The 24,833-nt window shown below is 43.3% G+C and carries 13 protein-coding genes; 7 read left to right on the plus strand and 6 right to left on the minus strand.

The window, feature by feature from the left end:
* The first annotated feature begins 49 nt into the window (after window positions 1–49).
* The 3 genes from uvrB (at window position 50) to E4635_RS04260 (ending at window position 3,115) form a co-directional block, all read left to right on the plus strand.
* Window positions 50–2,038 carry an excinuclease ABC subunit UvrB gene (gene uvrB, locus E4635_RS04250; RefSeq protein WP_135525381.1) on the plus strand — a complete coding sequence of 663 codons (1,989 nt, stop codon included), beginning with the start codon at window positions 50–52 and terminating at the stop codon, window positions 2,036–2,038.
* A gap of 20 nt (window positions 2,039–2,058) precedes the next feature.
* Entirely contained in the window at window positions 2,059–2,697 is a 639-nt protein-coding gene (locus E4635_RS04255) for a class I SAM-dependent DNA methyltransferase (protein WP_135525382.1), read from the plus strand.
* Window positions 2,698–2,794: 97 nt separating this feature from the next.
* The gene (locus E4635_RS04260; protein WP_135525383.1) at window positions 2,795–3,115 is read left to right on the plus strand and encodes a hypothetical protein; all 321 of its coding nucleotides are present in this window, start codon (window positions 2,795–2,797) and stop codon (window positions 3,113–3,115) included.
* A gap of 4 nt (window positions 3,116–3,119) precedes the next feature.
* On the opposite strand, the gene E4635_RS04265 is transcribed toward E4635_RS04260, so the two are convergent.
* On the minus strand, window positions 3,120–3,521 hold the full coding sequence (locus tag E4635_RS04265) for an excinuclease ABC subunit B (RefSeq protein ID WP_135525384.1): 402 nt from the start codon (window positions 3,519–3,521) through the stop codon (window positions 3,120–3,122).
* A gap of 91 nt (window positions 3,522–3,612) precedes the next feature.
* Here E4635_RS04265 and E4635_RS04270 point away from each other — a divergent pair, with 91 nt between their 5' ends.
* Window positions 3,613–4,044, plus strand: coding sequence for a DUF1456 family protein (locus E4635_RS04270; protein ID WP_135525385.1), 432 nt, complete (start codon window positions 3,613–3,615; stop codon window positions 4,042–4,044).
* A gap of 67 nt (window positions 4,045–4,111) precedes the next feature.
* Here the strand turns inward: E4635_RS04270 and sucC are convergent, their stop codons facing one another.
* Entirely contained in the window at window positions 4,112–5,305 is a 1,194-nt protein-coding gene (gene sucC, locus E4635_RS04275) for an ADP-forming succinate--CoA ligase subunit beta (protein ID WP_135525386.1), read from the minus strand.
* Window positions 5,306–5,404: 99 nt separating this feature from the next.
* A complete protein-coding gene (locus E4635_RS04280) occupies window positions 5,405–6,964 on the minus strand; it encodes an FAD-dependent monooxygenase (protein WP_135525387.1) in 1,560 nt (519 codons plus the stop codon).
* Between the two features lie 202 nt (window positions 6,965–7,166).
* On the opposite strand from E4635_RS04280, the gene lysA reads away from it, so the two are divergent.
* The 3 genes from lysA (at window position 7,167) to E4635_RS04295 (ending at window position 20,118) form a co-directional block, all read left to right on the plus strand.
* A complete protein-coding gene (lysA, locus tag E4635_RS04285; RefSeq protein WP_135525388.1) occupies window positions 7,167–8,372 on the plus strand; it encodes a diaminopimelate decarboxylase in 1,206 nt (401 codons plus the stop codon).
* Between the two features lie 241 nt (window positions 8,373–8,613).
* Window positions 8,614–15,954, plus strand: coding sequence for a T9SS type B sorting domain-containing protein (locus E4635_RS04290; protein ID WP_135525389.1), 7,341 nt, complete (start codon window positions 8,614–8,616; stop codon window positions 15,952–15,954).
* A 54-nt stretch (window positions 15,955–16,008) separates the two neighbouring features.
* The gene (locus E4635_RS04295) at window positions 16,009–20,118 is read left to right on the plus strand and encodes a T9SS type A sorting domain-containing protein (protein ID WP_135525390.1); all 4,110 of its coding nucleotides are present in this window, start codon (window positions 16,009–16,011) and stop codon (window positions 20,116–20,118) included.
* A gap of 371 nt (window positions 20,119–20,489) precedes the next feature.
* Here E4635_RS04295 and pafA read toward each other — a convergent pair whose 3' ends face one another.
* The 3 genes from pafA to E4635_RS04310 all read right to left on the minus strand — a co-directional run bounded on the left by pafA (window position 20,490) and on the right by E4635_RS04310 (window position 24,793).
* Window positions 20,490–22,100, minus strand: coding sequence for an alkaline phosphatase PafA (gene pafA, locus E4635_RS04300; protein ID WP_135525596.1), 1,611 nt, complete (start codon window positions 22,098–22,100; stop codon window positions 20,490–20,492).
* 97 nt (window positions 22,101–22,197) lie between these two features.
* The gene (locus E4635_RS04305; RefSeq protein ID WP_135525391.1) at window positions 22,198–23,139 is read right to left on the minus strand and encodes an NAD(P)H-dependent flavin oxidoreductase; all 942 of its coding nucleotides are present in this window, start codon (window positions 23,137–23,139) and stop codon (window positions 22,198–22,200) included.
* Between the two features lie 37 nt (window positions 23,140–23,176).
* Window positions 23,177–24,793 carry a S8 family serine peptidase gene (locus tag E4635_RS04310; protein WP_135525392.1) on the minus strand — a complete coding sequence of 539 codons (1,617 nt, stop codon included), beginning with the start codon at window positions 24,791–24,793 and terminating at the stop codon, window positions 23,177–23,179.
* Window positions 24,794–24,833: the final 40 nt, after the last annotated feature.

A 24,833-nucleotide genomic window follows, 5' to 3' on the forward strand; every position in this document is an offset into this window, starting at 1 on the left:
AGATTTTACTTTGTAACTTAGTCGCTCACAACTTTAGCAACTTCCAATAATGAAATTCCAAGTCGTTTCCGATTATAAGCCTATGGGCGATCAGCCGCAGGCTATTGAAAAATTAGCCCAAGGAATCCTCAATGGCGAAAAATACCAGACCCTGCTTGGCGTTACCGGTTCAGGGAAAACCTTTACCGTAGCGAATGTCGTGGCAGAAATACAACGCCCTACATTGGTTTTGGCACACAACAAAACCCTCGCCGCGCAATTGTATTCGGAATTCAAGCAATTTTTCCCCAACAACTCTGTCCAGTATTTCGTTTCCTACTACGATTATTACCAGCCGGAAGCTTTCATACCGGTCACAGGTGTTTTCATCGAAAAAGACCTATCCATCAACGACGAACTGGAAAAACTTCGTTTAAGCACTACTTCCGCCCTGCTTTCCGGACGCAGGGATGTATTGGTTGTGGCTTCCGTTTCCTGTCTCTATGGTATTGGAAACCCTGTGGAATTCCAGAAAAATGTGGTCTCCATTGAAAAAAACCAGACCATCTCACGCACTAAATTATTGCATCGCCTGGTACAGAGTTTGTATTCGCGTACAGAAGCCGAATTTACTCCCGGCACTTTCCGCATCAAAGGCGATACCGTTGATATTTTCCCAAGTTATGGTGACGAACCCTTCCGTATTCATTTTTTTGGGGATGAAATTGAAGAAATCGAAGCTTTCGATGCAAAAACATCGCAAGTTTTGGAAAAATATGAAAAACTGACCATCTATCCCGCCAATATGTTCGTGACATCTCCAGATGTATTGCAAAATGCCATTTGGGAAATCCAGCAGGATTTGGTCAAACAGGTCGATTATTTTAAAGAAATAGGAAAACACCTCGAAGCCAAACGTTTGGAAGAGCGTACCAATTTCGATTTGGAAATGATCCGCGAATTAGGCTACTGTTCCGGGATCGAAAATTATTCCCGTTACCTTGACGGCCGCCAGCCGGGGACAAGGCCTTTCTGCCTGATCGATTATTTCCCGGACGATTACCTCATGGTTGTTGATGAAAGCCACGTAACCATCTCTCAGGTCCATGCCATGTATGGCGGCGACAGGAGCCGTAAGGAAAACCTGGTCGAATATGGCTTCCGCCTTCCCGCTGCCATGGACAACCGCCCGTTGAAGTTTGAAGAATTTGAAGGCATGCAAAACCAGGTGGTCTATGTTTCGGCCACACCCGCAGATTATGAATTACAAAAGTCTGAAGGTATTTATGTAGAACAGGTCATCCGTCCTACAGGTTTGCTGGATCCTATTATCGAAGTGCGCCCCAGCCTGAACCAGATTGACGATCTAATCGAAGAAATCCAATTGCGCTGTGAAGCCGACGAACGTGTTTTGGTCACAACCCTAACCAAGCGTATGGCCGAAGAACTCACTAAATATCTAACCAAGGTTTCCATCCGTTGCCGTTATATCCATAGTGATGTGGATACTTTGGAACGTGTGGAAATCATGCAGGACCTTCGTAAAGGCCTGTTCGATGTCCTTATCGGTGTGAACCTTTTAAGGGAAGGGCTGGATTTGCCCGAAGTATCTTTGGTCGCCATTTTAGATGCAGACAAGGAAGGTTTCCTCAGAAGCCACCGCTCGCTTACCCAAACCGTGGGCCGTGCTGCCCGTAACGTAAACGGGAAAGCCATCATGTATGGTGACAAGATAACGGCAAGCATGCAGAAAACCATCGATGAAACCAATTACCGCAGGGAAAAACAAATGAATTACAACACAAAACATGGATTGGAGCCAAAAGCCCTGAACAAAAGCCTTGGCAATGCCCTGAACAAAAATTCGGTTTCTTCCCAATATTTTGAAAACCAGGCCCTGAAAGCTTCCGAGCCGGAAAGCCTGTACTTATCCAAACCGGAAATCGAGAAAAAAATCAGGGATCTTCGCAAAGCCATGGAAAAAGCCGCAAAAGACCTGGATTTCATGCAAGCCGCTAAATTCAGGGATGAAATCAAGATGTACCAGGATAAGATGTAACCTATTCATTTTCAAAACCAATGGACAAAACCGAAATCGCCGTAAATATCTTTAATACATGTGCCCGGGAATACCAGGACAGGTTTATGGAAGTGGATTTATACCATAACGCTTTGGACATTTTCTGCAACACTATCGCCAAACAAAATGCGGAAATCCTCGAACTCGCTTGCGGGCCGGGCAATATCACCCAATATGTTTTGCAGGAACGCCCTGGTTTTAAAATCCTAGGAACCGATTTGGCTCCCAATATGATCGAATTGGCCAAAACCAATAATCCTTCGGCCGGATTCCAATTGATGGATTGCAGGGACATCCTGTCATTACACAAAAAATACGATGGTATCATCTGTGGTTTCGCGTTGCCTTACCTATCCAAAACAGCTGCCGGGAAATTATTTGCCGATGCTTTTGAAGCCTTACATCCTAATGGTACCCTATACATCAGTACCATGGAGGAAACACAAGACAACAAATCCGGGTTCAAAAATTCCAGTGATGGCCAATACAGAGCGTATGTTTACTACCACAAGGCTGATCACCTGATCCGGTCACTGGAAAAAAACGGGTTTAACATCCTCTATTTCCACCGCCAGGACTATCCCGCTACCGACGGGACCAAAACCGTAGATTTACTTATAATCGCACAGAAGCCCTGATTTTGAAGCAAGGCACACATTCCATTCAAAATCAACCGATAAAAAACAAATTCATTTAAATTTTCCGCTGCTTTTTTTATAAGTTGAAGCAACTACAATGTTTGATGAAGTAACTGCAACATTATATGTAGCACCCGCAATGTTTGAACAAGCATCTGCAACGTTTGAACAAGCACCTGCAGTGTTTGAACGAGGACCTGCAACGTTATATGTAGCACCCGCAATGTTTGAACAAGCAACTACAACGTTTGAACAAGCACCTGCAACGTTTGAACAAGCACCTGCAACGTTTGATGAAGCACCTGCAACTTACAAACTAGAACCTGCAACGTTTGAACTAGCGCCTGCATTGTTTGAACGAGCGCCTGCAACTTCAGTTTTCCTTACTGCCGTTGCGCTATCCGGTCCTTCTGTATAGGATTTTAATTATGCTGCTCCTGAAACGCACCCACCACGACCTTAGGGTCAATCATTTTGTTGGGGGAAGATTCCATCAAGGCCAGGATACGTTTCATCGCACTAGGGTTGAGCCCCATGTTTATCCCTATTTCATTAATCGCTATACGTTCCCTCTCATGCAAAACACCATCGCAATGCATCAATAGCGCCAATCTGTAAAAATGAAGTATCCTGTGGAACTCATCCTTCACAACTACAAACTCATTACGCCTGCTGAACAAATCCATAAAGGTATCTTTCTCCACATTAAGCTCCTGTGAAACCAGCAACAGGAAATCGTATTCCCTATCATGCAATTCGCCGTCAATTACCGCAAAAGCAATCATTTCAGAAAGCAGGCCTATTTTTTCTTCGTAAGAATCCATCGTTGTATATTTTCGGCTAAAATAAAATTAAAATCGGAATCAAAAAAGCTCCGGCCGATTTTATGTATCTTTGCTTAAAATAATAACAAGCATGAATAACAACGACATATTCAAAAAACTACGCGTAGCGCTCATGCTTCGTGACGACCAGATAGTTGAAATTTTAGAATTGGTAGACTTCCGTATGTCCAAAGGCGAAATCGGGAATTTTTTCAGGAACGAAAACCACGAGAATTTTATGGAATGCGGCGACCAGGTGTTGCGTAATTTCCTCAACGGCTTGGTCATCCATTTAAGGGGAACGAAGGAAAACCCTAAGAAACCGAACGAAGTTTTAGCGAAGAATAAAGCTGAAATCCCCGTGAAAGCCCCTTCCGAAAAGCCTAAAACAGAACTCGCCCCTAAAGCAGCCTTCAAAAAGAAACCCGCCTCAAAACCGAAACCCGGCAGCAAAAAACCGGCCCCGAAAGTACAGGTAGTCGAAAAAGTAAAGTTCAATAACGGAAAGAATAAAAAAGCGTAACCATATCCTATAAAAAATCCCGGGCTCTCACCCGGGATTTTTTTATTCCTATTATATTGAAATCGTATTAAGACAAAGCTGCTTTAACCTGGTCCGCTGCTTCCTGGAACTGCACTGCAGATAAAATCGGCATTCCTGAATTATCGATTAATTCTTTGGCAATTTCCGCATTGGTTCCCTGCAAACGAACAATGATCGGCACCTTAATGGCATCGCCCATGTTTTTATAAGCATCCACAACTCCCTGAGCTACACGGTCGCAACGAACGATACCTCCAAAAATATTGATAAGGATTGCCTTCACGTTTGGATCTTTCAAGATAATCCTGAAAGCCAGCTCCACACGTTTTGCATCAGCAGTACCACCTACGTCTAGGAAGTTAGCCGGCTCGTAACCTGCATATTTGATCAAATCCATGGTAGCCATCGCAAGACCTGCCCCGTTTACCATACAACCTACCGTACCGTCAAGGTCCACGTAGTTCAATCCTGCCGCTTTTGCTTCTACCTCAATTGCGTTCTCCTCACGGATATCACGCATTTCAGCCAAAGTCGGGTGTCTGTATAACGCGTTGTCGTCCAAATTCACTTTGGCATCCACAGCGATAATTTTGTTGTCCGAAGTTTTCAAAACCGGGTTGATTTCAAACATCGAAGCATCAGAACCGATGTACGCTTTGTATAAAGCATCTACGAACTGCACCATTTCCTTGAACGCATTCCCTGACAATCCTAAATTGAAAGCGATCCTGCGCGCCTGGAAACCCTGCAATCCTACAGATGGGTCAATTTCTTCGGTAAAGATCAAATGAGGAGTGTGTTCCGCCACTTCTTCAATATCCATTCCACCTTCGGTAGAATACATGATCATGTTGCGTCCTTTACCTCTATTCAATAAAACCGACATATAAAACTCTGAAGTTTCACTCTCACCAGGATAGTAAACATCCTCGGCAACCAAAACTTTGTGTACTTTTTTACCTTCGGCAGAAGTCTGAGGCGTGATCAATTGCATTCCAATGATTTGCTCGGCTAATTCCTCCACTTGCTGTAAGTTTTTGGCAAGCTTAACTCCTCCGCCTTTTCCACGACCACCAGCGTGAACCTGTGCTTTGATAACATGCCATCCCGTACCGGTTTCCGCTGTTAATTGTTTTGCTACAGCAACCGCTTCCTGTGGGTTGTTTGCAACATAACCACGTTGCACTTTTACACCATAACTGGCTAATATTTCCTTTCCTTGGTATTCGTGTATATCCATAATGAAGTTTTTGACTTTTTAAAGTGGCACAAAAATAATAAATTCCAAACGAATATTCTAACTGATTTTATTTTTTATTTAGCGTACTGTCAACCTGTTTTATTTCTTACTTTTTAGGGAGATAAAAAAAGGCGCCAGGTAATTTTCCATTTCCGTCACTGAAAAAGAATCCGACAAAAAAGCGATGTAATTATCAGGCCGCACCAGCACAAACAATGGTTTTTCGACACCTAACCCGATCCAGGCAGGCGTTATCGGATAGCGGAGTATTTTTACCGGAAACGGAAATGTTTCCTCTGCGGCAAGGTGTATTCCTTCTTCCAATGCCTCATTAGAAAGGTACAGCAGATGGAAAACAGGTTCTTTGAACAATTCATAAAAAGGAATTTCCTGATGAGAATCAGTGATATACGGCAAGCGGTCGCCGGCCTTGAAAAGCAATTCCTGGCGGCTGTTTGAATACGAAAGCGATTTTCCGTTATAACTATACCAAATTTGGGACACCCTCCTGAAAATAACCGGCCGGATTTTCCCGAAGGTAAAGATTTTAGCGATCAGGTTAAGTGCAATATGTTTCCGGAACCAGGCCACAAGCCAATTGTCGCTCGTCATGAGCTTGAACATCCTATCTGTAAAGGTCATGAGCCATTTCGCAAAAGGAAGGCGTTCTTCATTATACGTAGCCAGCAAATCGGGCTTGGCGGTTTTTTTGAGGACAAAAGCCAGTTTCCAGGCAATGTTATAGGCATCCTGGAGCCCTGTATTCATACCCTGTCCTCCTGCCGGGCTATGGATATGGGCACTGTCTCCGGCCAGAAAAACCCTTCCCTTATTGAAATTATCGACACACCGGTGATGCAGGTTGTATACCGAAAACCAATTTGTCTTTTCAAAAACAATCGGAATGCCGGCCGTTTGGATAACTTCTTTTTCAATATCCTCAAAACGGATGTCTTCCTTATGGAAATAAGCTCTTGGCAAACTTCCCAACACTCGGAAATAACGTTCTCCCTTTAAAGGAAAAAAACCAACAAAATTAGTATTGGAAGGTGCTATAATCAAGTTATTATGAGGCAATTGCCAATCCATAATAACATCGGCAACAAAAAACCGGTTCTCATACGTCCCGCCATGGAAATTAAAACCCAACTGGTGCCGGATTGGGCTTTTGGCACCGTCACAACCTATGAGGTATTCTGCCTTGATTTCGAAGGTTTCGTTATTTTTTTCAACAGTGGCTACAATACTTTTTTGATATTCTTTTAAGGTAACCAAGGTAGTTTCCCAATGCACTTCTGCACCTTTTTCCTTTAAATTCCGATACAATAACATTTCATTCTGGCTTTGCTCATACGCCAATAAATACGGAAAATCAGTCATTCCTTTGCCTATTTCGCCGATTTTGACTTCGGCTTTGGCTTTTCCATCTGAAAAAAGGTTAAAAGAATTCATCATGATCCCATCGGCAACAACAGTATCGGAAAGACCCATTTGCTGGTATATTTCAAGGCTTCTGGCAGTGACGGCAATAGCCCTTGATTCTTTCGTAGGTCCTGATTTGTAATCTATCAGGATGAAATCTATCCCGAAACGCTGCAACTGATTCGCTGCCATAAGGCCAGTCGGGCCTGCCCCTACTATTAATACCTGTGTTTCCATTATGGTTTTGATTGCTAATGATAATCTCAACTAATTTACTGATTTTTAATATGTAAAAGGTAAAAATGTAGTATATTCCATCAGAAATATTTCGCTTAATTTTTTATAAATATAACATTTTGTTATAATTTGTTATAATTTGTTTATTTTTTGCATAAACCAAAATCTAGCTATAGTTTTGCACCATAATAAAATAATACCCATGGAATCTCAACAATTACTTTCAATTGAATCAGAGTTTGGCAGTCCTTTGTATGTTTATGACGCCGAAAAAATCGAAACGCAATACAATCGGTTAACTAATGCTTTTGCCAAGGTGGAAAAGCTGCGTATTAATTATGCAGTAAAAGCCTTGTCGAATATTTCGGTTTTGAAGCTTCTCAAGCAAATGGGCTCCGGACTGGATACTGTCTCGATACAGGAAGTACAGTTGGGATTGCATGCCGGTTTTACCCCGGACAAGATCATTTACACCCCTAATGGCGTTTCGATGGATGAAATTGAAGCGGTAGCGCGTTTAGGCGTTCAGATCAATATTGATAATTTATCGATACTAGAGCAATTTGGCACGAAACATCCGCAAATTCCGGTTTGCATCCGTATCAACCCGCATGTGATGGCCGGAGGGAATTCGAACATCTCTGTAGGGCATATTGACAGTAAATTCGGGATTTCGATCCATCAGTTACCTCATTTGCTGCGTATTGTAGAAAATACGAAAATGCATATTAACGGTATTCATATGCATACCGGCTCCGATATCCTTGATATTGAAGTTTTCCTGTATGCTGCAGAAATCCTGTTCGACACCGCCAAACATTTCAAAACACTTGATTTCATTGACTTCGGAAGCGGTTTTAAAGTACCTTACAAAAAAGGGGATATTGAAACCAATGTGGAAGAATTCGGAAGGAAACTTACTAAAAGGTTCTTGGCTTTTGAAAAAGAATACGGACGTGAACTCACCCTGGCTTTCGAACCTGGGAAGTTCCTGGTGAGCGAAGCCGGTTATTTCCTGGCCAAGGTAAATGTCGTCAAACAAACTACCTCAACTGTGTTTGCAGGGATAGACAGCGGTTTCAACCATTTGATCCGTCCTATGTTATATGGTTCCGAGCATTTTATAGAAAATATTTCGCACCCGAAAGGAAAAGAGCGGTTTTATACCGTTGTGGGTTATATCTGCGAAACGGATACTTTTGGTACCAACCGCAGGATTTCAGAAATAAAGGAAGGCGATGTGCTTTCTTTCCGGAATGCGGGCGCTTACTGTTTTTCAATGGCTTCCAATTACAATTCGAGGTATAAACCTGCGGAAGTGCTTTGGAAAGACGGCAAAGCCCATCTTATCAGGGAAAGGGAAACTTTTGAAGACCTGCTGAAAAACCAGGTTGAAATCGAATTATAAATCTTACCAACCACTAAACCAGCCTACTGCCTGTACTATTACAGCGGTAGGTTTTTTTATTTCCTGTAACATCCACACTGCTGACTTTTTTATAGCTGTATTTCAAAAAAAAACAGCTTAAAGAATTACCAAACCATTAAGAATCAATTATTTTATCCTTATGATTATTCTGTGAGATTTTTTTTACCAAAGTAAATTTGTACTTTTGCTTTTTGGAATAAAATACTTACATTACCACATTATGAAGATAAAGTTAACCTTTTGCTTATTTTTCTTATTTGCCCTTCCTTTTACTTTATACCCACAAAACAATCCAAGTGTTGTCATTACAGACCACAACAATAATACGGGAACTATCCCGATTGACTGCAATTACCAGTTCAGGCCCATCAAAAAAATCGAACTGACTGCCAGCTATCCCGACCTTAAAACCACTACCGATTATAGTGTTTCACAAACGCCATACCATCAAAATGGCAATTATACCGATGGGACACCAATTGTTTTTACCGGGGATGATACCTGGAGTACGACTGTTCCCATAGGATTTTCCTTTTGCTTCTACAATAATAATTACAATTCCGTAAATGTGGGAGATAATGGAATCGTCCGTTTTGGCTACAACAGCAGCTTGCCTGAAGGTTCTTTTTCTTCGATTACCAACACTACGCCCAGCCCGTCATTGGTTAAAAATGCCATTTTCGGAGGATTTCAGGATATGCTGAACATCCCGGCCGGTTTTGGCTGTGCTCCCGGAGAAAACTGCGGAACGGTAACCTATCTTACGACCGGGACGGCTCCTTTTAGGGTTTTTACGGTAAATTACAATGAAGTGAACCATTTCAACTGCACCGGATTTAACGGCCGGAAATCAACATTCCAGATCGTGCTGCACGAAACTACCAATGTTATTGAAATCAATGTCAAGTCAAAGCCTGTTACCTGTAATGGGAATATTAGTGCCAATGGCAATGCCAACTCGCTCATAGGGATAAACAATTCTGACGGGACAATGGGGCTTTCCCCTCCAAACAGGAATACAGGTGTGTGGTCTGCCACCGATGAATCGTATGCATTTACACCCAATGGCACCAGTGCCACAACCGTACAGTGGTTTAACGCCGCAGGAACGCTGATAGGCACTTCCAATCCGATAGAAGTAATACCTACAGGCAATACATTATATTCCGTAAAAGTAAATTACGCCACTTGTGTCCCGCAACAATTGCAGAGTTCGATCCTTGTTGAATATGACCTGGATTATCCTGTAGCGCCCAATGTAGTAGGGAATTTCTGTGATGCGTCGAATCCGTTTCCAAGCGAAATTATAGATGTCGAAAGCCTTTTGGTCCCGGAACCCGGCATTGTAAAAACCATTTACAATACGCAGGCTGAAGCCGATGCCAATGTGAATGCCTTAACGGGAATGAATGCTTATCTGATGACTGCCACTACCCAAACCTTCATTTACAGGGAAACGATTGGGGATTGCTATGCAACTGGTACTCTTACTGTAAATCTGTACCAAACCCCGCAAGTCGGCAGCCAGGTCCTTTATGTATGCGACAACAATAACGACGGAACCGAAACGGTAACACTTTCAACCCTGACATCCCAGATTTCCGGGTATCAGAGCTGGATGGCCGTCAATTATTACCAAAACCAGGCCAATGCCATCGCGGGCACAAATCCGTTCTATGTGGTTACGGTTTTGAGCACACCTGGGTTTTATGATGTGTACGTTAGGGTTTCCAATCCGGGCAACCCCGACTGCTGGTCTGTGGCTTTGATCACAATACGGATAAGCCCCAAACTGGAACTGGCTCCCGTAACTCCATTTTGCATTAACGATCCCGACTTCAACCTAAACGAAATATACGACCTGACTACCATTCCGTTATCTGTAGTGACCGGGCCGGCAAGCAGCAATGATTTGACCTTAGGGTATTTTACCAGCCTTGCCAATGCGCAAAACGGCAGCAATCCTATCGGGAATCCGGGCAGCCATACTATTTCCATACCATCACCGTCAGTAGATACCACTATTTATATAACAGCCAATTATACCGGTTACTGCCAGACAATCATACCTGTTGTCATTTCCTTTTGTGAAGCTGATGGCAATGACGATGGTGGCGGTGGCGGAGGAGGCGGTGGCGGAGGAGGCGGTGGCGGAAACGGTGGCTTTGGTGCTTGCCTGGAAGCCGGAGACCCGATACCTTCCTATGATTTGAATTTAGTATATACTGCTGCAATGAGCCCGATTACACCTGTGCCCGCCCCATTAGGGTTTTACAGTACGCTTTTAGGTGCTCAGACACAAGATGCAGCTGTGCAACTGACCCCGGCAGAAATAGCAAATTTTACACCAGTAGCGCCTTTTTCTGCTGTTTGGGTTCGGTATATTGATGCGAATGGCATTCCGGGGATCAAACGGATATTCGTCCCGGTAAAATTCGTAAAGCATGAAAACAAGGACATCGAAATTTGCGATGTGTATGATGATGGCACCGAAACAGTTTCTTTGGCTCCCCACATCCTCGAAATACAACAGGAAAACCCCGGGGAAACGGTTACCTGCTATGCAACACAGGCCGATTATTTGGCAGGGACCAACCCTATACTTTCCATTAATGTAATAGCGCCAAGTACCATCGTATATGTTAAAGTAAGTTCTTACGGATGCAATTCCAATTACGACCTGAATTTTATCCTGACGCCTTTTACGTTGAAAACCCCTATACAGGAAAGCATCTGCGATATCAATTCGGACAATACGGAGCCTTATAACCTGGCGGCTTTGATCCCTAGCCTCGTTACCGGTTTTACCAATCCTACGCTGAGTTATCATTCCACTTTAAACGGTGCTTATGACGGAACCAACAGCATTCCGAACAATACAACGAATTACCCGGTCAATGCCACCACGACTGTTTGGGCAACAATCAAGGAAGACCCTACAATTTTACCGAAAACCTGCCCGACAATCCAGGAAATACGTTTTGATTTCTTCAATTCCGTTTCGGTTAATACCATTGGCACCATTGAAGTTTGCGACACCGATAACGACCAGCATGTTGTTTTAGGCAACTTAAACGCCATTGTTGCTTCTATCGTGAATGAAATCCCGACGGAACCCATCATTAAAAAACTGTATTACAATTTGGCCGCAGCCCAAACCAATGATCCTGTGTATGAAATTTTACCCGATTGGGATCTTTTTGTGTACGATTCGAATGTTTTGGGTGTTAACGGAACTATTTATTTATACCTGCAGAATACAGTTACAGGTTGCGAGCGCATCGTTCCGATTCAGCTGCAAATGAGGTCCTTTCCTTTAAACACGAATCCTACAGTAACGGTTTGTGATTTTGACAATGACAATACCGAAATAATCGCGGACATGAGTTTTTTCAATCCGCAGATCACGGCCAATTACCTGTTGTACAGTTATGCTTATTTCCAGAATTCGGCAGATGCCAATGCAGGAACCCCTGTCCTTCCTGCCAATTACACGCTGCATGACGGAGATGTTGTATATGTGAGGATTACCAGCGGGAATAATGCCGATTGTGCAAAAATAATCCCCGTTGAAATCGATTTCAAACCGGCGCCTGTCGTAACCAATATTACTCCTGTTATCTGTGACAATTTAGGAAACGGGACCGAAACCGTCAATTTGAATTTTTACCAGGGCCAGATTGTCGGGACGCCTTCGGACTATACTTTCAAATATTATGATATCCTGAACAATGCCTTACAGGATTTGAATGCCTTCAATAATTTCAATGTACTAAATTATACCATTGCTTCTTTTGACGCAGCCAATGAATCTTCGCCGGTATATGTAAGGGTTATCAGCAATACGACCGGATGTGTTTCCATTGCCACCATTACCTTTAAACGCCATGTTGTTATTGAAGCGTACGATGCTATTTCTTTTTCGTGCGATATTTCACTGACCAACGAATTGCAAGGTGTATTCAATTTAACCACTCTTATCCCAAGGATCGGTACTGAAGGAATGATTGCCAATCCGTCCGGTTATGCCATCAGCTACCATACCAGCCCGGCAGATGCCAATGCAGGGACAAACCCAATAGGCACGCCTGCAAATTACAATGTGTATGCCAACCAGACCTCGTATGTGTACGTTCGTTTTGTGGATCATATAACCGGATGTTATACCGTAAAAAGAATCGAATTGCAAATTTACAACCTTCCCAAATTTGTAAACAGCACTTATGATGTTTGCGATGACAACCTGGATGGTGCCTACACCTTAAATTTAGCTGCGCTTAACGGCACTGTGGTGGAAGATCCGACGCCGTATGTTTTTCAGTATTTCTTATCGGATACAGATGCGTATGCCAATAACAACCCTATTGCCAATTATGCAAATTTCATTATTAATTTGAATGAATTCCCTAAAACGGTATATGTAAAAGGGACGAACAGCAACAATTGCAGCAAAGTGAAAAGCGTTGTTTTGGAACACAAACCGGAAGTACCGCTAATAAGCAATGCTGTGGAACTTACCGAATGTGATCCGGACAATAACGGTGTCGAAATATTCAACCTGACCGAAGCCCAAGCCCTGCTGACTTCTCAACCAGGTGTCATGTTCTCTTATTTTACTTCTATCCCGAATTTGCAGGCAAACGGCAATAGCATCGCAAACCCTGCAGCTTACCAGAATCTTGCACCGAACCCGAGTATTGTATATGTCCGGTTATCTTCGCCTGCCAGCAACTGTGATTCGTGGGCTACGATTACTTTGCGTCCTTTTTACCAGGAATATGCCCTTCCGGCCCAAATTACCTTGTGTGACAATAATGCCGATGGAACAGAAGAAGTAGACCTGGACCAAATCGTATTGGATTTACTGACGGCAATTGCCCCTTCGGACATCAGTTTGCAGTTTTTCCATTCGGCGGCAGACGCTTCTTCCGGAAATAACAGCATAGGCAATTCGCATGCTTTTACTTTTACGAATTTCAGCACTCCGATATTCGTCAAAATAACCCATATTGCTACCGGTTGCCCTATTATGAAACAATTGCATTTTATAACACCTCAGCCTATAGTACTTACTCCGGCTGTTGCCAACCTGTGTGATTTTGACAGGAATAATAGCGAACAGGTACACTTGCCGGACTATTTCCATTTACTGTCAGCCGCTCCAAATGCCTATACCGTTACAGGATACCATTCGGAAGCCGGGGCAAACCAGGCTTTGGTTTCAGACCAGGTCTCAAGTGCCGGTTATGTTGTAAACCAGCCTCAGAAAACATTTTGGATCCGTTTCCAGGACAGCAACGGATGTTATTCGGTGACAACCCTGACCCTTCATATCATCCCGTTCCCGAACCCTAATAGTAACCCGCCGGCCATAGAGCTTTGCGATACGAATGCTCCCGGGAATCTGACCGAAACATTCAACCTGACGCAACATCAGGGTTATATTTTGAATGGTAGCACAGACCTTGTTACCTACCATAGCACTTTGACCGATGCCCAAAACGGAACCAATCCTATTGGAAATCCAACCGCTTATCCAAGTACAACCGGAAGTATTTGGATCAGGGTTACCACAAACCCGGCCAGCAGCATCACAAACTGTGCGGTGGTTGTTGAACAGCCGTTGAAAGTCATACCGTTGCCGGTCCCGAATATGAATCCTGTGGTATTGCAGAAATGTGATATCAACATTACCGGCGATCTTATGGAATATTTTGATTTGAACCAGAACGCGAGCTTTATTTCCAATGGAAACCCGAACTATGTATTGTCTTATTTTACCTCACAGGCCAATGCACAAAACGGAACAAACCCTATTGCCAATCCGTCGCATTATTTGAGTACTACCAATTCCGTTTGGGTAAGGGTTACTACAAATACGGCTACCACATTGACCGATTGTGCCATTGTGGTCGAACAAAAACTGGAAGTGGTTCCGTTGCCAACTCCAAAAATGAACCCATTGCCAATAGTGTTGTGCGATGATACCAATTCGGGAGACCTGAAGGAATTCTTCAATTTGACAACCCATGAAAATTATATCCGAAACGGCAATCCTTCATATGTAATTACCTACCATCTTTCTTTATCAGACGCGCAAAATGCGATAGCACCTATTGCTACCCCTACGCATTATGAAAGCATGACCGGAAGCATTTGGATAAGAGTCGTAACCAGCCCAGTGAGTAATTTAATATCCTGTGCCATAGTCATAGAGCAAAAGCTTATTGTAAATCCGTTACCTGTTGCGGGCATCATTTCGGATTATTACAGCTGTAGCAACCCAAATACCGTTTCGGCAACATTTTACCTGGATACTAAAAACAATGAGGCGCTTTCAGGACAAGATCCGGTGCAATTTTCGGTCAGCTACCATGAAACCGAACCAGACGCCAAAAACGGGACAAACCCTTTGCCGCAAACATACACCAGCGGTACCAAAACCATTTGGGCATCCATTAAAAACAATACAACGGGATGCAGGGCCACATCGCCTTTAAAACTACTGGCAGAGCCTGCTACAACTGCCACACAACCTCCAGTAACGGATACGACATTTTGCGATACCGATGATGAAAATGATGGCTTGACGCAATGCAACCTGTCTACTTTAACAGCGGGGATTTTAGGGCCAAACCAGGCTGGGCCAAATTATACAATCCAGTACTATGCTTCGGTGAGTGACTTTACCAATCATTTTCCAATTGCCAATCCGGATCATTTTGATACCACCCAAAACCCGCAAACCATTTATGCTACTGTAACCAATAATGGCACGGTAAACAAATGCGCCGCTACAATCTCCTTTGATTTGAAAGTGAATCTATTGCCTGAGCCTACACCAAACGGCGGAACTGTTTGTTATGACCAGGTAACCGGCAATCTCATCAGTCCGTATATCATTGATAGCCATTTAAGCAGCACTACGCATACTTTTGAATGGTTTAGTGGTGTAAATCCGATTGCAGGCCAAGCCGGTTCCACGCTTGAAGTGGTTACGGCAGGTGATTATTTTGTCATTGCTACAGCCATAGCAACCGGCTGCCAATCGGAACCGGCCAAAGCGACCGTTATCAAATCCGAGCCAGCCTTGGCCAGCGCAAGAGTGGAATATTCCTTTAATGATGTAGTAAATGTCATTGTAACCGCTACGGGAATAGGGAATTACAATTACCAGCTGGATAACAACCCGGCCCAGCAAAGCCCTCTATTTGAAGATGTAGCTCCAGGAACCCATACCATCAGTGTTTTGGACTTAAACGGCTGTAATGATACTGTTTTGGAAGTGATCGTACTGAATTATGACAAATTCTTTACTCCGAACGGAGACGGCTATAATGATTATTGGCAGATTGAAGGCGTATATGACCAGCCCGAGGCTAAAATTTACATTTTTGACCGGTATGCGAAACTTCTAAAACAATTAGACCCAAGAGGACAAGGATGGGATGGTACTTTTAACGGAGCCAAAATGCCGGCTGATGATTATTGGTTTACCGTCACTTATATCGAAAATGGGGAACAGAAAGAATTCAAATCGCATTTTGCCATGAAAAGATAACAGCAAATACCACAATTAATTATATGAACATTTACTAATTTAACCCACAATCAAATGAGAACAACTCAAATTAAACTGAAACAGTACCTGTTTCTGTTGATTACCCTACTCGGATATGGGATTTCCCATGGGCAGGAGACTCCACCGCCCCGATTTAAAACGTACCAGAGCGGTACCAATTTCACTTCGATAGCCGTGGATCAGAATAAATCCGTTTGGGGAGGAACCGACAGAACAGGTTTATTCAAACTCGATCAAAATGATACTATTGCCAGCACATTCCAGCTTACTGCACTTGGTACGGCCCCGGCCATAAACACCTTGAGGATCCAGTCATTGGCCGCTGATAAATCCGGGAACATATGGGTGGGCCATGGAGGTACCAATACTTCAAACACCCAAGGAGGTGTGGAACGAATTGAGGTTGCTACCAATGCTGTCCAGCATCTTTCACCGGACAGGGACGCCAGGGGATTTACCTTTTTGCTAAGAGATGGTATCGGGACCCTGAACGCACAGCAGGTTGTTGTCGATCCTAACAACAAAGTATGGATTGCCCATCGTTACCATGATTTAACGGTAACCGGGACTCCTTCTTCTTATATCCTGACTCCGGGAACTTTCTCTTCAAGGGTTGCAGATGATTATACCGGTAAATTTAACGCCGTAAGCACCTGGGAGGATTACCTTAACGGTCAACAGGACGTTGGGTTGCCTTATCCTGATTACACGTACAACCCTACTCCTTCACAATCGGCGCAGTCAAGGACTTGTAATGCGATTTCTGCCGACAGAGGGAATGTTTGGGTAAGCGTAATGGCTTATAAACAGTACAATGTGGAAAATTACTTTCCGTCAAGGTTATTGCAGTACAGCAATACCGGCCAATTATTGTCTACCCATACGATGCAAAATGCAAGGTTTAATTTGGGAGGTGTTTTCCATGCGGTGTATGCCAACAACAATAAAGGGGTTTGGGCCGCCACTTCCATTGCAGGAAATGGATTTTCGGTATTCAAAAACGGCATTTGGTATAACATTACCGACCCTTCCATTATTCCTCCGGGGACCCGTTTCAACAGGGCTGCGATATGGGGAGATTCTTTCGGGAGAGTATACATGGGGACCAACAAAGGCCTGATTGTATACGACGGTTCAGGTTATGTGGACAGTCCTTATTCTTATACATTATACACCAAAGACCCTTATACATCGCCATTGGGAAGAAGTGTCCATGACCCGGATATGGTTTCCAATGACATCGTTGCAGGAACAATTGAAAGCCCGCTAAAACAATATTATTCCTGGATTGCCACTACTTCCGGGATCATGCGTGCTTATTTGCCGTATGGCGATGCGATTGCCTTCCATGTGAAAGACAAAGACCAGCCTAACAAAGAAACCCTTAACGGGAAAGACAATTACGAAATTTTCGCGAGCCTTAAGAAAACCAGCTTATCCTATGTCCCTTTACAGGAAGACATTCCTTCTTTTGCGGTTGACGGAACCACCTCAAGTGTCATCAGGTTAAAAACAAATGACCCGGGAGGTTATTATGCACCAAACAGCTTGTATCGTATAGAACTTAGGAAATATACTTCCGATGCATTGCCTGGAGACAGGAACAGTACGGAATATATCGAGCAATATGGTCAATTTACACTAAAACCGGTTAGCGATTATGGCAACAACGTACAATTGCAGGACCTGAAATATGTAGATTTTGTATACAAACACCCAATATATATCAAACCGGAAGATTTTGTAACGAACAAACATTATACCGAATACGATATTTTTGTTTTCAAAAAGACGCCGCAGCAAACAGATGAGCTTATTTTCAGGCATCCTATAAAGTTATGCCTTCCTCCTGTTCTATTCGGTCATGGGGTTTGGTCCGATATCAACTCCATTGCAGATTTCGAAACCTATTTCAAAAGCAAAGGATATAGCGATTATGAAACGTCAAAAGCCTGGCGTACGAATCCGAAAGCTCCTGAAAACCATTTTTACACAGACGCACACATCATCCCAACCTACATTGACAACCTGCTTAATAAAGCTTTAGGCAATAAAGTATCTGCCGGAAAAGTCAATGTGGTAGTACATAGCAGGGGCGGTTTGTATACCAGGGCCTATATTGAAGAAATAAAAGCAGGTATCCCATTCAAAAACAACATCAATGCTTTAGTTACCCTGGACACTCCTCATGCCGGATCTCAGGCAGCCAACGGGACATTGGACAAAAGAATCCTCAATTCAGGTGTTTTGAAACCGATTATCGAATCGAGTACTGTTTTATCAGGCATATCGGATTTAGCCGATATTGCTTTCAATGATGGCCAGCCTATCCGCATCGGCGATATCTTTGCCCTGGCTTCAAAGCATGACAAAGAAAACAAATACGGAGCTAAAAACCTTATTGTGGAAAAAGACCTGACTAATTCTGAAGGCCTGGATGCTTCCACCTGGTTTATCCCTCAATTGAACGGAGCAGCCGGACTGGCCAAATTCCAGAATTCAAAAGTGCCTATCCATGCTGTAGCGGGTAATTTTAACATCTGCCTGATGCATCCCGGTTTATGCAATGCCAACATAGACGTGATCAAAATCCCACCAATTTTCGGTAAATATTACCTATTAATGGAAGCTACACGATATTTTGCTGAAGATGTTGCAGCTCCGGGGATCCAGAATTTCTTAAATTATGTCTATAACGGCCCTAGTGATGCCATTGTACCGGATGCCAGTATGAAAGCCGGATTATCCAGCCAATACGTAAGTGCTTTCAGTAATTTGAATGTGTGCCACGTAGACACCGGGAATATCGGAAACTCCGTTGGGGTAACACAAAGCCCTGAAATACAAGCTTCCATTTTTGAAAAATTCAAGGAAAAATTCAACAATCCTTCCAGTACTTTTTCAACGCAGGGAGTCAATCCGCCTAAATTAGAATACAAATTTTTACAAGGCATTGCACTGTCCACCACCCGATTGGATCCTGTAAACAGTAAAATTGTCATCAATCCTAATTCGTTTACGCCTGCCTTAACTTCGGGCGCGGACGTTACTTTTAATGTGTACCAGGAAAACGTAGACCGCATTTTAATCCTGATCAGTTATAAAAATGATGCTGAAAGCGATTACATGATCCGAAAATCTACAGGCCTTCAATTTAACAACACCTTTGCCTTTACCGTTCCTGCCGATTTGTATGGACAAGCAACAGTAACCGCTTATGGTTTCAAAGACGGCAGGCTTACTTGCGAGCATACGGTTGAAGCCAATGTTTCTTTGCCAACCGGGATTACCCTGCAAAGTATGAAATTTGCAGAAAACAAGGTAACCATACCCGAAAGAGGAGATCATAATTACAGGCTTTTAGGGACGTTTAGCGACGGTGTCGAAAGAATGATCAACGATTATGCCGGCATTGTGTATACTTTGGAAAACAATCACGTGACAAGGCCGGATTTTGAAATCGTAAAAGGCGAAACACCGGGACAATGCTTTTTAAAAGCAACCATCGCAACTTTAACGGCCCAAACCGAATACACGGTTGAGGAAGACCCGACATTGCGGGAAACTTTAGTCACGGATTTTTATGCTACTTATAATACGACCGGTCCGGTTACCCTAAACTGGGCAACACACCATGAGTACCGATCCAAAAAATTCATTTTGGAAAGTAGTTTGGACAACGTGACATTCAGCCCTATCAATGAGCAGCCTGGCCAAGGCACGACTTACAATCCGACAAATTACCACTATGACGATCCTACGTCCGAAAATGTAATTTACTACCGATTGCGTTTGCTGAACCTTGACGATACCGAAGTATTCAATAAAGTTATTGAAGTAAACCGCGCACCGCTTTCTACAAACGACCCGGATTTGCTGTTAAACACTTTACGCCTGACACCAAATCCTTTAACTGTAGCTACAGGGACCATTGCGGTTCCAGCCAAATGGAACGGGACTCAAGTGACCCTAAACATTTATGACAGCAACGGCAGGCAGGTTGCGAGCCAGGATGTAAACTATGTTGCGGGAACTACGGGCATTCCGTTCGATATGCCGCAGGGCGCAGGCAACGGATTGTACCTGGTACAACTGAAGACCAATACTTTCGTAAAAACCCTCAAACTGATTTACCAGCGTTAATCGCTAAACAGTTAGGAAATAAACCAAAAGAGCCACAAATTGTGGCTCTTTTTTTATTGGAAAATTTTGCTGCTCATCCTGTTACTTTGTGTTTCAAATTATTTTTTTTAATTATTTTGCAACAGAAGTTGTGGCAAAAAAAATACTCGGAACAATTTTGCCACAAGTTTTGTGGCAAAAAAAATATTCGGAATAGTTTTGCCACAAGTTCTGTGGCAAAAAAATAAATTGAAATTATTTTGCCACACGTTTTTTTCCGGCTGACTATTTATTCAAAAAATCAACACCATATCCAATATTGAGAAGCTTATGAGAGCCCTAACTGATGTACCTAAAAAAAGCTGCACTAAGGCAGCTTTTTGAATTGTATGTTATTTTAGAATCTCTTCCAAAACCTTACCTTCGGTTCCGTTAGGGAAAGTAACTTTTATTTTTTGGGCGATGGTCGGTGCGATTTGCGTGATTTCCTTCTTCTCATGGGATTCCCCTTTTTTGACTTCCCATCCGTAAAAAAGGCAAGGCACATGTGTGTCATAACTATAAGGTGTCCCGTGCGAAGTCCCGGTTGGCCCATATTCTATGTAAGCCGGTTTGTCCAGGATGATGATATCCCCGTTTTGCGTAACATCATAGCCTTTGGCAATGCAATTCAAATAATAGTCATTTCCGGTGTTGGCCAGGATTTCTTCTTCGGTATATACTCTTTTTACGTGCTCCTGAGTCATCAGGTATTCTTTAAAACTTTGTTTCACTTTGGCCAGTTCCAAACCGCTGGCCTTCATGATTTCTTTGTTGAAAAACAAATTGTAATTCCCATAATCCAGTACCAAATCTACTCCGAAAGTATCGGTAGAGAATTTCTTCAGGCCTTTTACGATATCGGCAGGCAAAACATTTTTGACGTTATACTTGTTGTCTTTCAGGAAAGTCACATTTTCGGCACCGGCATGGTCTGCGGTTAGGAACAGTAAATAATTCCCGGCGCCAACATTGGTATCCAGGTAGGTTAAAAAATCAGCGATGGTAAGGTCCAGGCGCAGGTAAGTGTCCTGCAACTCCATGGAGCGTGGCCCTTGACCGTGGCCTACATAATCGGTAGAAGAAAAACTAACCGTCAGGAAATCAGTAATTTCATCCTTTCCTAAACTTTCTTTTTCGATCGCTTTTTTGGCAAAATCTTCCAACAGGTCATTTCCATAAGGCAACGAACGGATAATCCCCGCATCGGCTTTAGCGAGCATTTCTTTTAGATTATACGGAAAAACAGCTTTCACGCCATTGACTTTGCTTTCATAAACGTTATCATCAGGAAGGCTTTCGTTATAGGTGGCAATCGGTTTGAGCAAATCCCATCCTTTCTCGATATAAGGCATATAATGTTTTTCATTGTTATATTGCGTAACCCAATCCGGTAATTTCGCTCCGTAAAACGTACTGGAAACGAATGATCCGGTCTTGCTGTACCAAAACGCCCAATTCGCAAAATGCCCCGCAGGCAAAATAGCCCCGCGGTCTTTAAGGCTCATCCCGATAACTTTCCCTTTGAAATTCGTAGCCAGTCTTAGTTCGTCGGTAATGGTTGTGGACAGCAGGTTTTTAGGAGACATTTTCCCCTCTGCTTCCGTTCCGTCGCCGATTGTGGTGACAGAAACGTCGTCTGTACAGTACATTTCTTTGCCCAAACTACGGTTAAACCACTCGTTACCAACAATCCCATGGGTGGCTGGTGTTGTTCCCGTATACACGGAAGCATGGCCCGGAGCGGTATAAGTAGGCATGTAATTGTAATGCATGTTATGGAATGTGTAGCCGTTGTTCATCAACCTTTTGAAGCCATTGGCGGAAAAATCATCCGAAAAACGATACAGGTATTCCATTTTCATTTGATCCACGACAATACCCACTACTAATTTTGGGCGTTTTTCCTGTGCAATCCCCGCGAAAGAGACCATCACGCCCAGCAGAATAATTATTTTTCTCATCATTTATTTTAATTTAGGCAAAAATACACATTTGCAATTGTAATAAAAAAAGTCCTTGGCTGTAAAGGACTTTTATTTTAGTCATGACACACTTTCCTTACAACAAGGAAGCCACTTCATTTGTTGCTGCTTCAAATTCGGCAATCATATCCTTGACAATATTTTCCACCGGTTTGATGTCATGGATCAGTCCGGCAATTTGGCCTATTTCGAGTTCTCCTTCTTCCAAATCCCCTTCAAACATTCCTCTTTTGGCCCTCGCCCGCCCTAAAAGCGCCTTTAACTCATCAGTTGTAGGGCATGTGGCATACAATTCCTGGACATCATGGTAAAATTTATTCTTGATGAGCCGAACCGGAGCCAGTTCCTTCAATGTCAAGTGTGTACCTCCTTCTTCCAGCGCTACGATAGTCTGTTTGAAATTGCTATGGGACGAACTTTCTGTAGAAGCGGCAAATCTTGAACCCACCTGTACCCCATCGGCACCCAAAACCATCGCGGCCAGCATCCCTCTTCCCGTTGCAATACCTCCGGCAGCGATTAGCGGAATGGAAATTTGCTCCCTTACCATCGGGATAAGCGTCAGGGTTGTGGTTTCTTCCCTTCCGTTATGGCCTCCGGCTTCAAAACCTTCGGCTACGACCGCATCAACACCTGCTTCCTGTGCTTTTAACGCGAATTTGGAACTGCTCACTACGTGTACGACTGTAATGCCTTTTTCTTTTAGGAACGAAGTCCATGTTTTGGGGTTTCCGGCCGAAGTGAATACGATTTTTACGCCTTCTTCAACAATAATCTGCATGATTTCCTCTATGTTCGGATACAACATCGGTACATTTACCCCAAAAGGTTTGTCTGTTGCTTTTTTGCATTTCTGAATATGGGTACGCAGCACATCAGGATACATCGATCCTGCCCCAATTAAACCTAAACCGCCTGCATTGCTTACCGCACTTGCTAACTTGTAACCACTATTCCAAATCATTCCACCTTGAACGATTGGGTATTTTATATTGAAAAGAGATGTTATTTTATTCATTGAAAGATATCCGATAGCCCTTCGACCGGGTTTTAAATTAGTTTTTGATGATTTTTCCGTTTTGTTTTTTTCCAGCCGAAGCAATAGCATAATGATAAATACCGCTGCTCCAATTCTTTACCGGAATGTACTGGATAAAAGCGTTTAAATTTTGCCTGAAGATAATTTGCCCAATGCTATTGTACACGACAATTTCCGACCCGAGACTTTCGCCCGGGCAGGTAACCGTTACAAAATCTGAAGCCGGATTGGGATATACATTGAATTTTTCCTGTGTAAAGCTGGGAGCCGACAAAGCCCTGTTCAAGGCTAGCTGGAAATCAGGGATGCCATAGCCGTAATTGTTATTGGGTGCAGTAAACCTATCTGCCGATTCTTTTATGATCCGCACGATTTCCGCATTGGTTTTAGTAGGGAAAGCAGACCAGAAAGAAGTGATGGCTCCTGCCAAAATAGGGCTGGCAAAGGAAGTGCCGTTGTTTGTCCCTATACTTCCGGTTTGGGTTGCCACAACAGCTGCAACGCCCATTGCCATTAGGTCGGGTTTGATCCGCCCGTCAAATGAAGGCCCTATGGAACTGAACCCGCCTTTTACCTCGGCGGCATTTACAGCGCCTACCGTCAGGTTTAAAGCAGCATCTCCAGGAACAGCAATATGCGGATTAACCGTACTCCCTGAATTCCCTGCGGAAGTAACGCAGATCATCCCTCTTGTGAAAGCAATATCTGCAGCCCGGGAAACAAATGATGTGGTCCCGTTCATATCATCGTATGTATAACTGTAATTAGGATTATCATAAGTGAAATAGCCCAATGAGGTGTTAATGACATCCACACCCAAACTATCGGCCATTTCCGCAGCTTCAACCCAATTGCTTTCTTCCAACGGGCTTTCGCTGCTTACGTCTTCGGTAATGAATAGATAATAATGGGCATCGGGCGCCGTTCCCACCAATTGCCCGCTGACATATCCGCCCATATCGGACAAAACCTGTGTCCCGTGCTGGTAACCTGTATAAGGATCGGGCGAATCGTGTACAAAATCATAGCCTCCCAATATCAGCCCGTTATCCCGAAGCCGCTGAAAAGGTGTTGTGGTATTCACTCCCGGAAAACCGGCATCCATAATGGCAATGATTTTCCCTGCGCCGGTATAATTTTGCTGGTGCAGGATATGTGCGTTGAGCATTTGAACCTGATTGGCGGAAGTCCCGTAATCGTAATTGGCCTGGATGTCTAAAAATTTATTGGAAGGTTTTGTTTTTCCTGTTGTTACAGATTTCCGTCCTCCAGGATTTAACGAATGATTGGCATACTGCACATGATCTACAAAAGACAGCACTGTCAAAGCGTTTATATTGGCCTGTGTGCCTTTAATATGCAAAGCATTGAGCCATTTCGACTTGGCCAGGACCGTAATCCCGGCCGATGCGGTAATCTGGTCTATATAAGGCTGGTGCAAAGGCACATCGCGGATGTCCAATGCGATATTTTGGGCAGTCCTTCTGTCCAATGCCTTTTGTGAAAGCATTTGCAGCGGATTATCGTAATAATATTGAGCATTTGGTTTTGCATTAAAGAAAATCCAGGCATCTTCCTGGGAAAATGAGGATATCGAAATCAAACCGAAAACAAACAGTAGTATTCTTTTCATTGCCTGTACATTTGGAATACTCCAAAGATACGTAAAGCGG

The sequence above is a fragment of the Flavobacterium humi genome, assembly GCF_004745595.1.
Taxonomy (GTDB): Bacteria; Bacteroidota; Bacteroidia; order Flavobacteriales; family Flavobacteriaceae; genus Flavobacterium; species Flavobacterium humi.

Coding starts and splice junctions, on each gene's coding strand:
- uvrB (WP_135525381.1), top strand. CDS start 50: ATGAAATTCCAAGTCGTTTCCGATTATAAGCCTATGGGCGATCAGCCG.
- E4635_RS04255 (WP_135525382.1), top strand. CDS start 2,059: ATGGACAAAACCGAAATCGCCGTAAATATCTTTAATACATGTGCCCGG.
- E4635_RS04260 (WP_135525383.1), top strand. CDS start 2,795: ATGTTTGATGAAGTAACTGCAACATTATATGTAGCACCCGCAATGTTT.
- E4635_RS04265 (WP_135525384.1), bottom strand. CDS start 3,521: ATGGATTCTTACGAAGAAAAAATAGGCCTGCTTTCTGAAATGATTGCT.
- E4635_RS04270 (WP_135525385.1), top strand. CDS start 3,613: ATGAATAACAACGACATATTCAAAAAACTACGCGTAGCGCTCATGCTT.
- sucC (WP_135525386.1), bottom strand. CDS start 5,305: ATGGATATACACGAATACCAAGGAAAGGAAATATTAGCCAGTTATGGT.
- E4635_RS04280 (WP_135525387.1), bottom strand. CDS start 6,964: ATGGAAACACAGGTATTAATAGTAGGGGCAGGCCCGACTGGCCTTATG.
- lysA (WP_135525388.1), top strand. CDS start 7,167: ATGGAATCTCAACAATTACTTTCAATTGAATCAGAGTTTGGCAGTCCT.
- E4635_RS04290 (WP_135525389.1), top strand. CDS start 8,614: ATGAAGATAAAGTTAACCTTTTGCTTATTTTTCTTATTTGCCCTTCCT.
- E4635_RS04295 (WP_135525390.1), top strand. CDS start 16,009: ATGAGAACAACTCAAATTAAACTGAAACAGTACCTGTTTCTGTTGATT.
- pafA (WP_135525596.1), bottom strand. CDS start 22,100: ATGAGAAAAATAATTATTCTGCTGGGCGTGATGGTCTCTTTCGCGGGG.
- E4635_RS04305 (WP_135525391.1), bottom strand. CDS start 23,139: ATGAATAAAATAACATCTCTTTTCAATATAAAATACCCAATCGTTCAA.
- E4635_RS04310 (WP_135525392.1), bottom strand. CDS start 24,793: ATGAAAAGAATACTACTGTTTGTTTTCGGTTTGATTTCGATATCCTCA.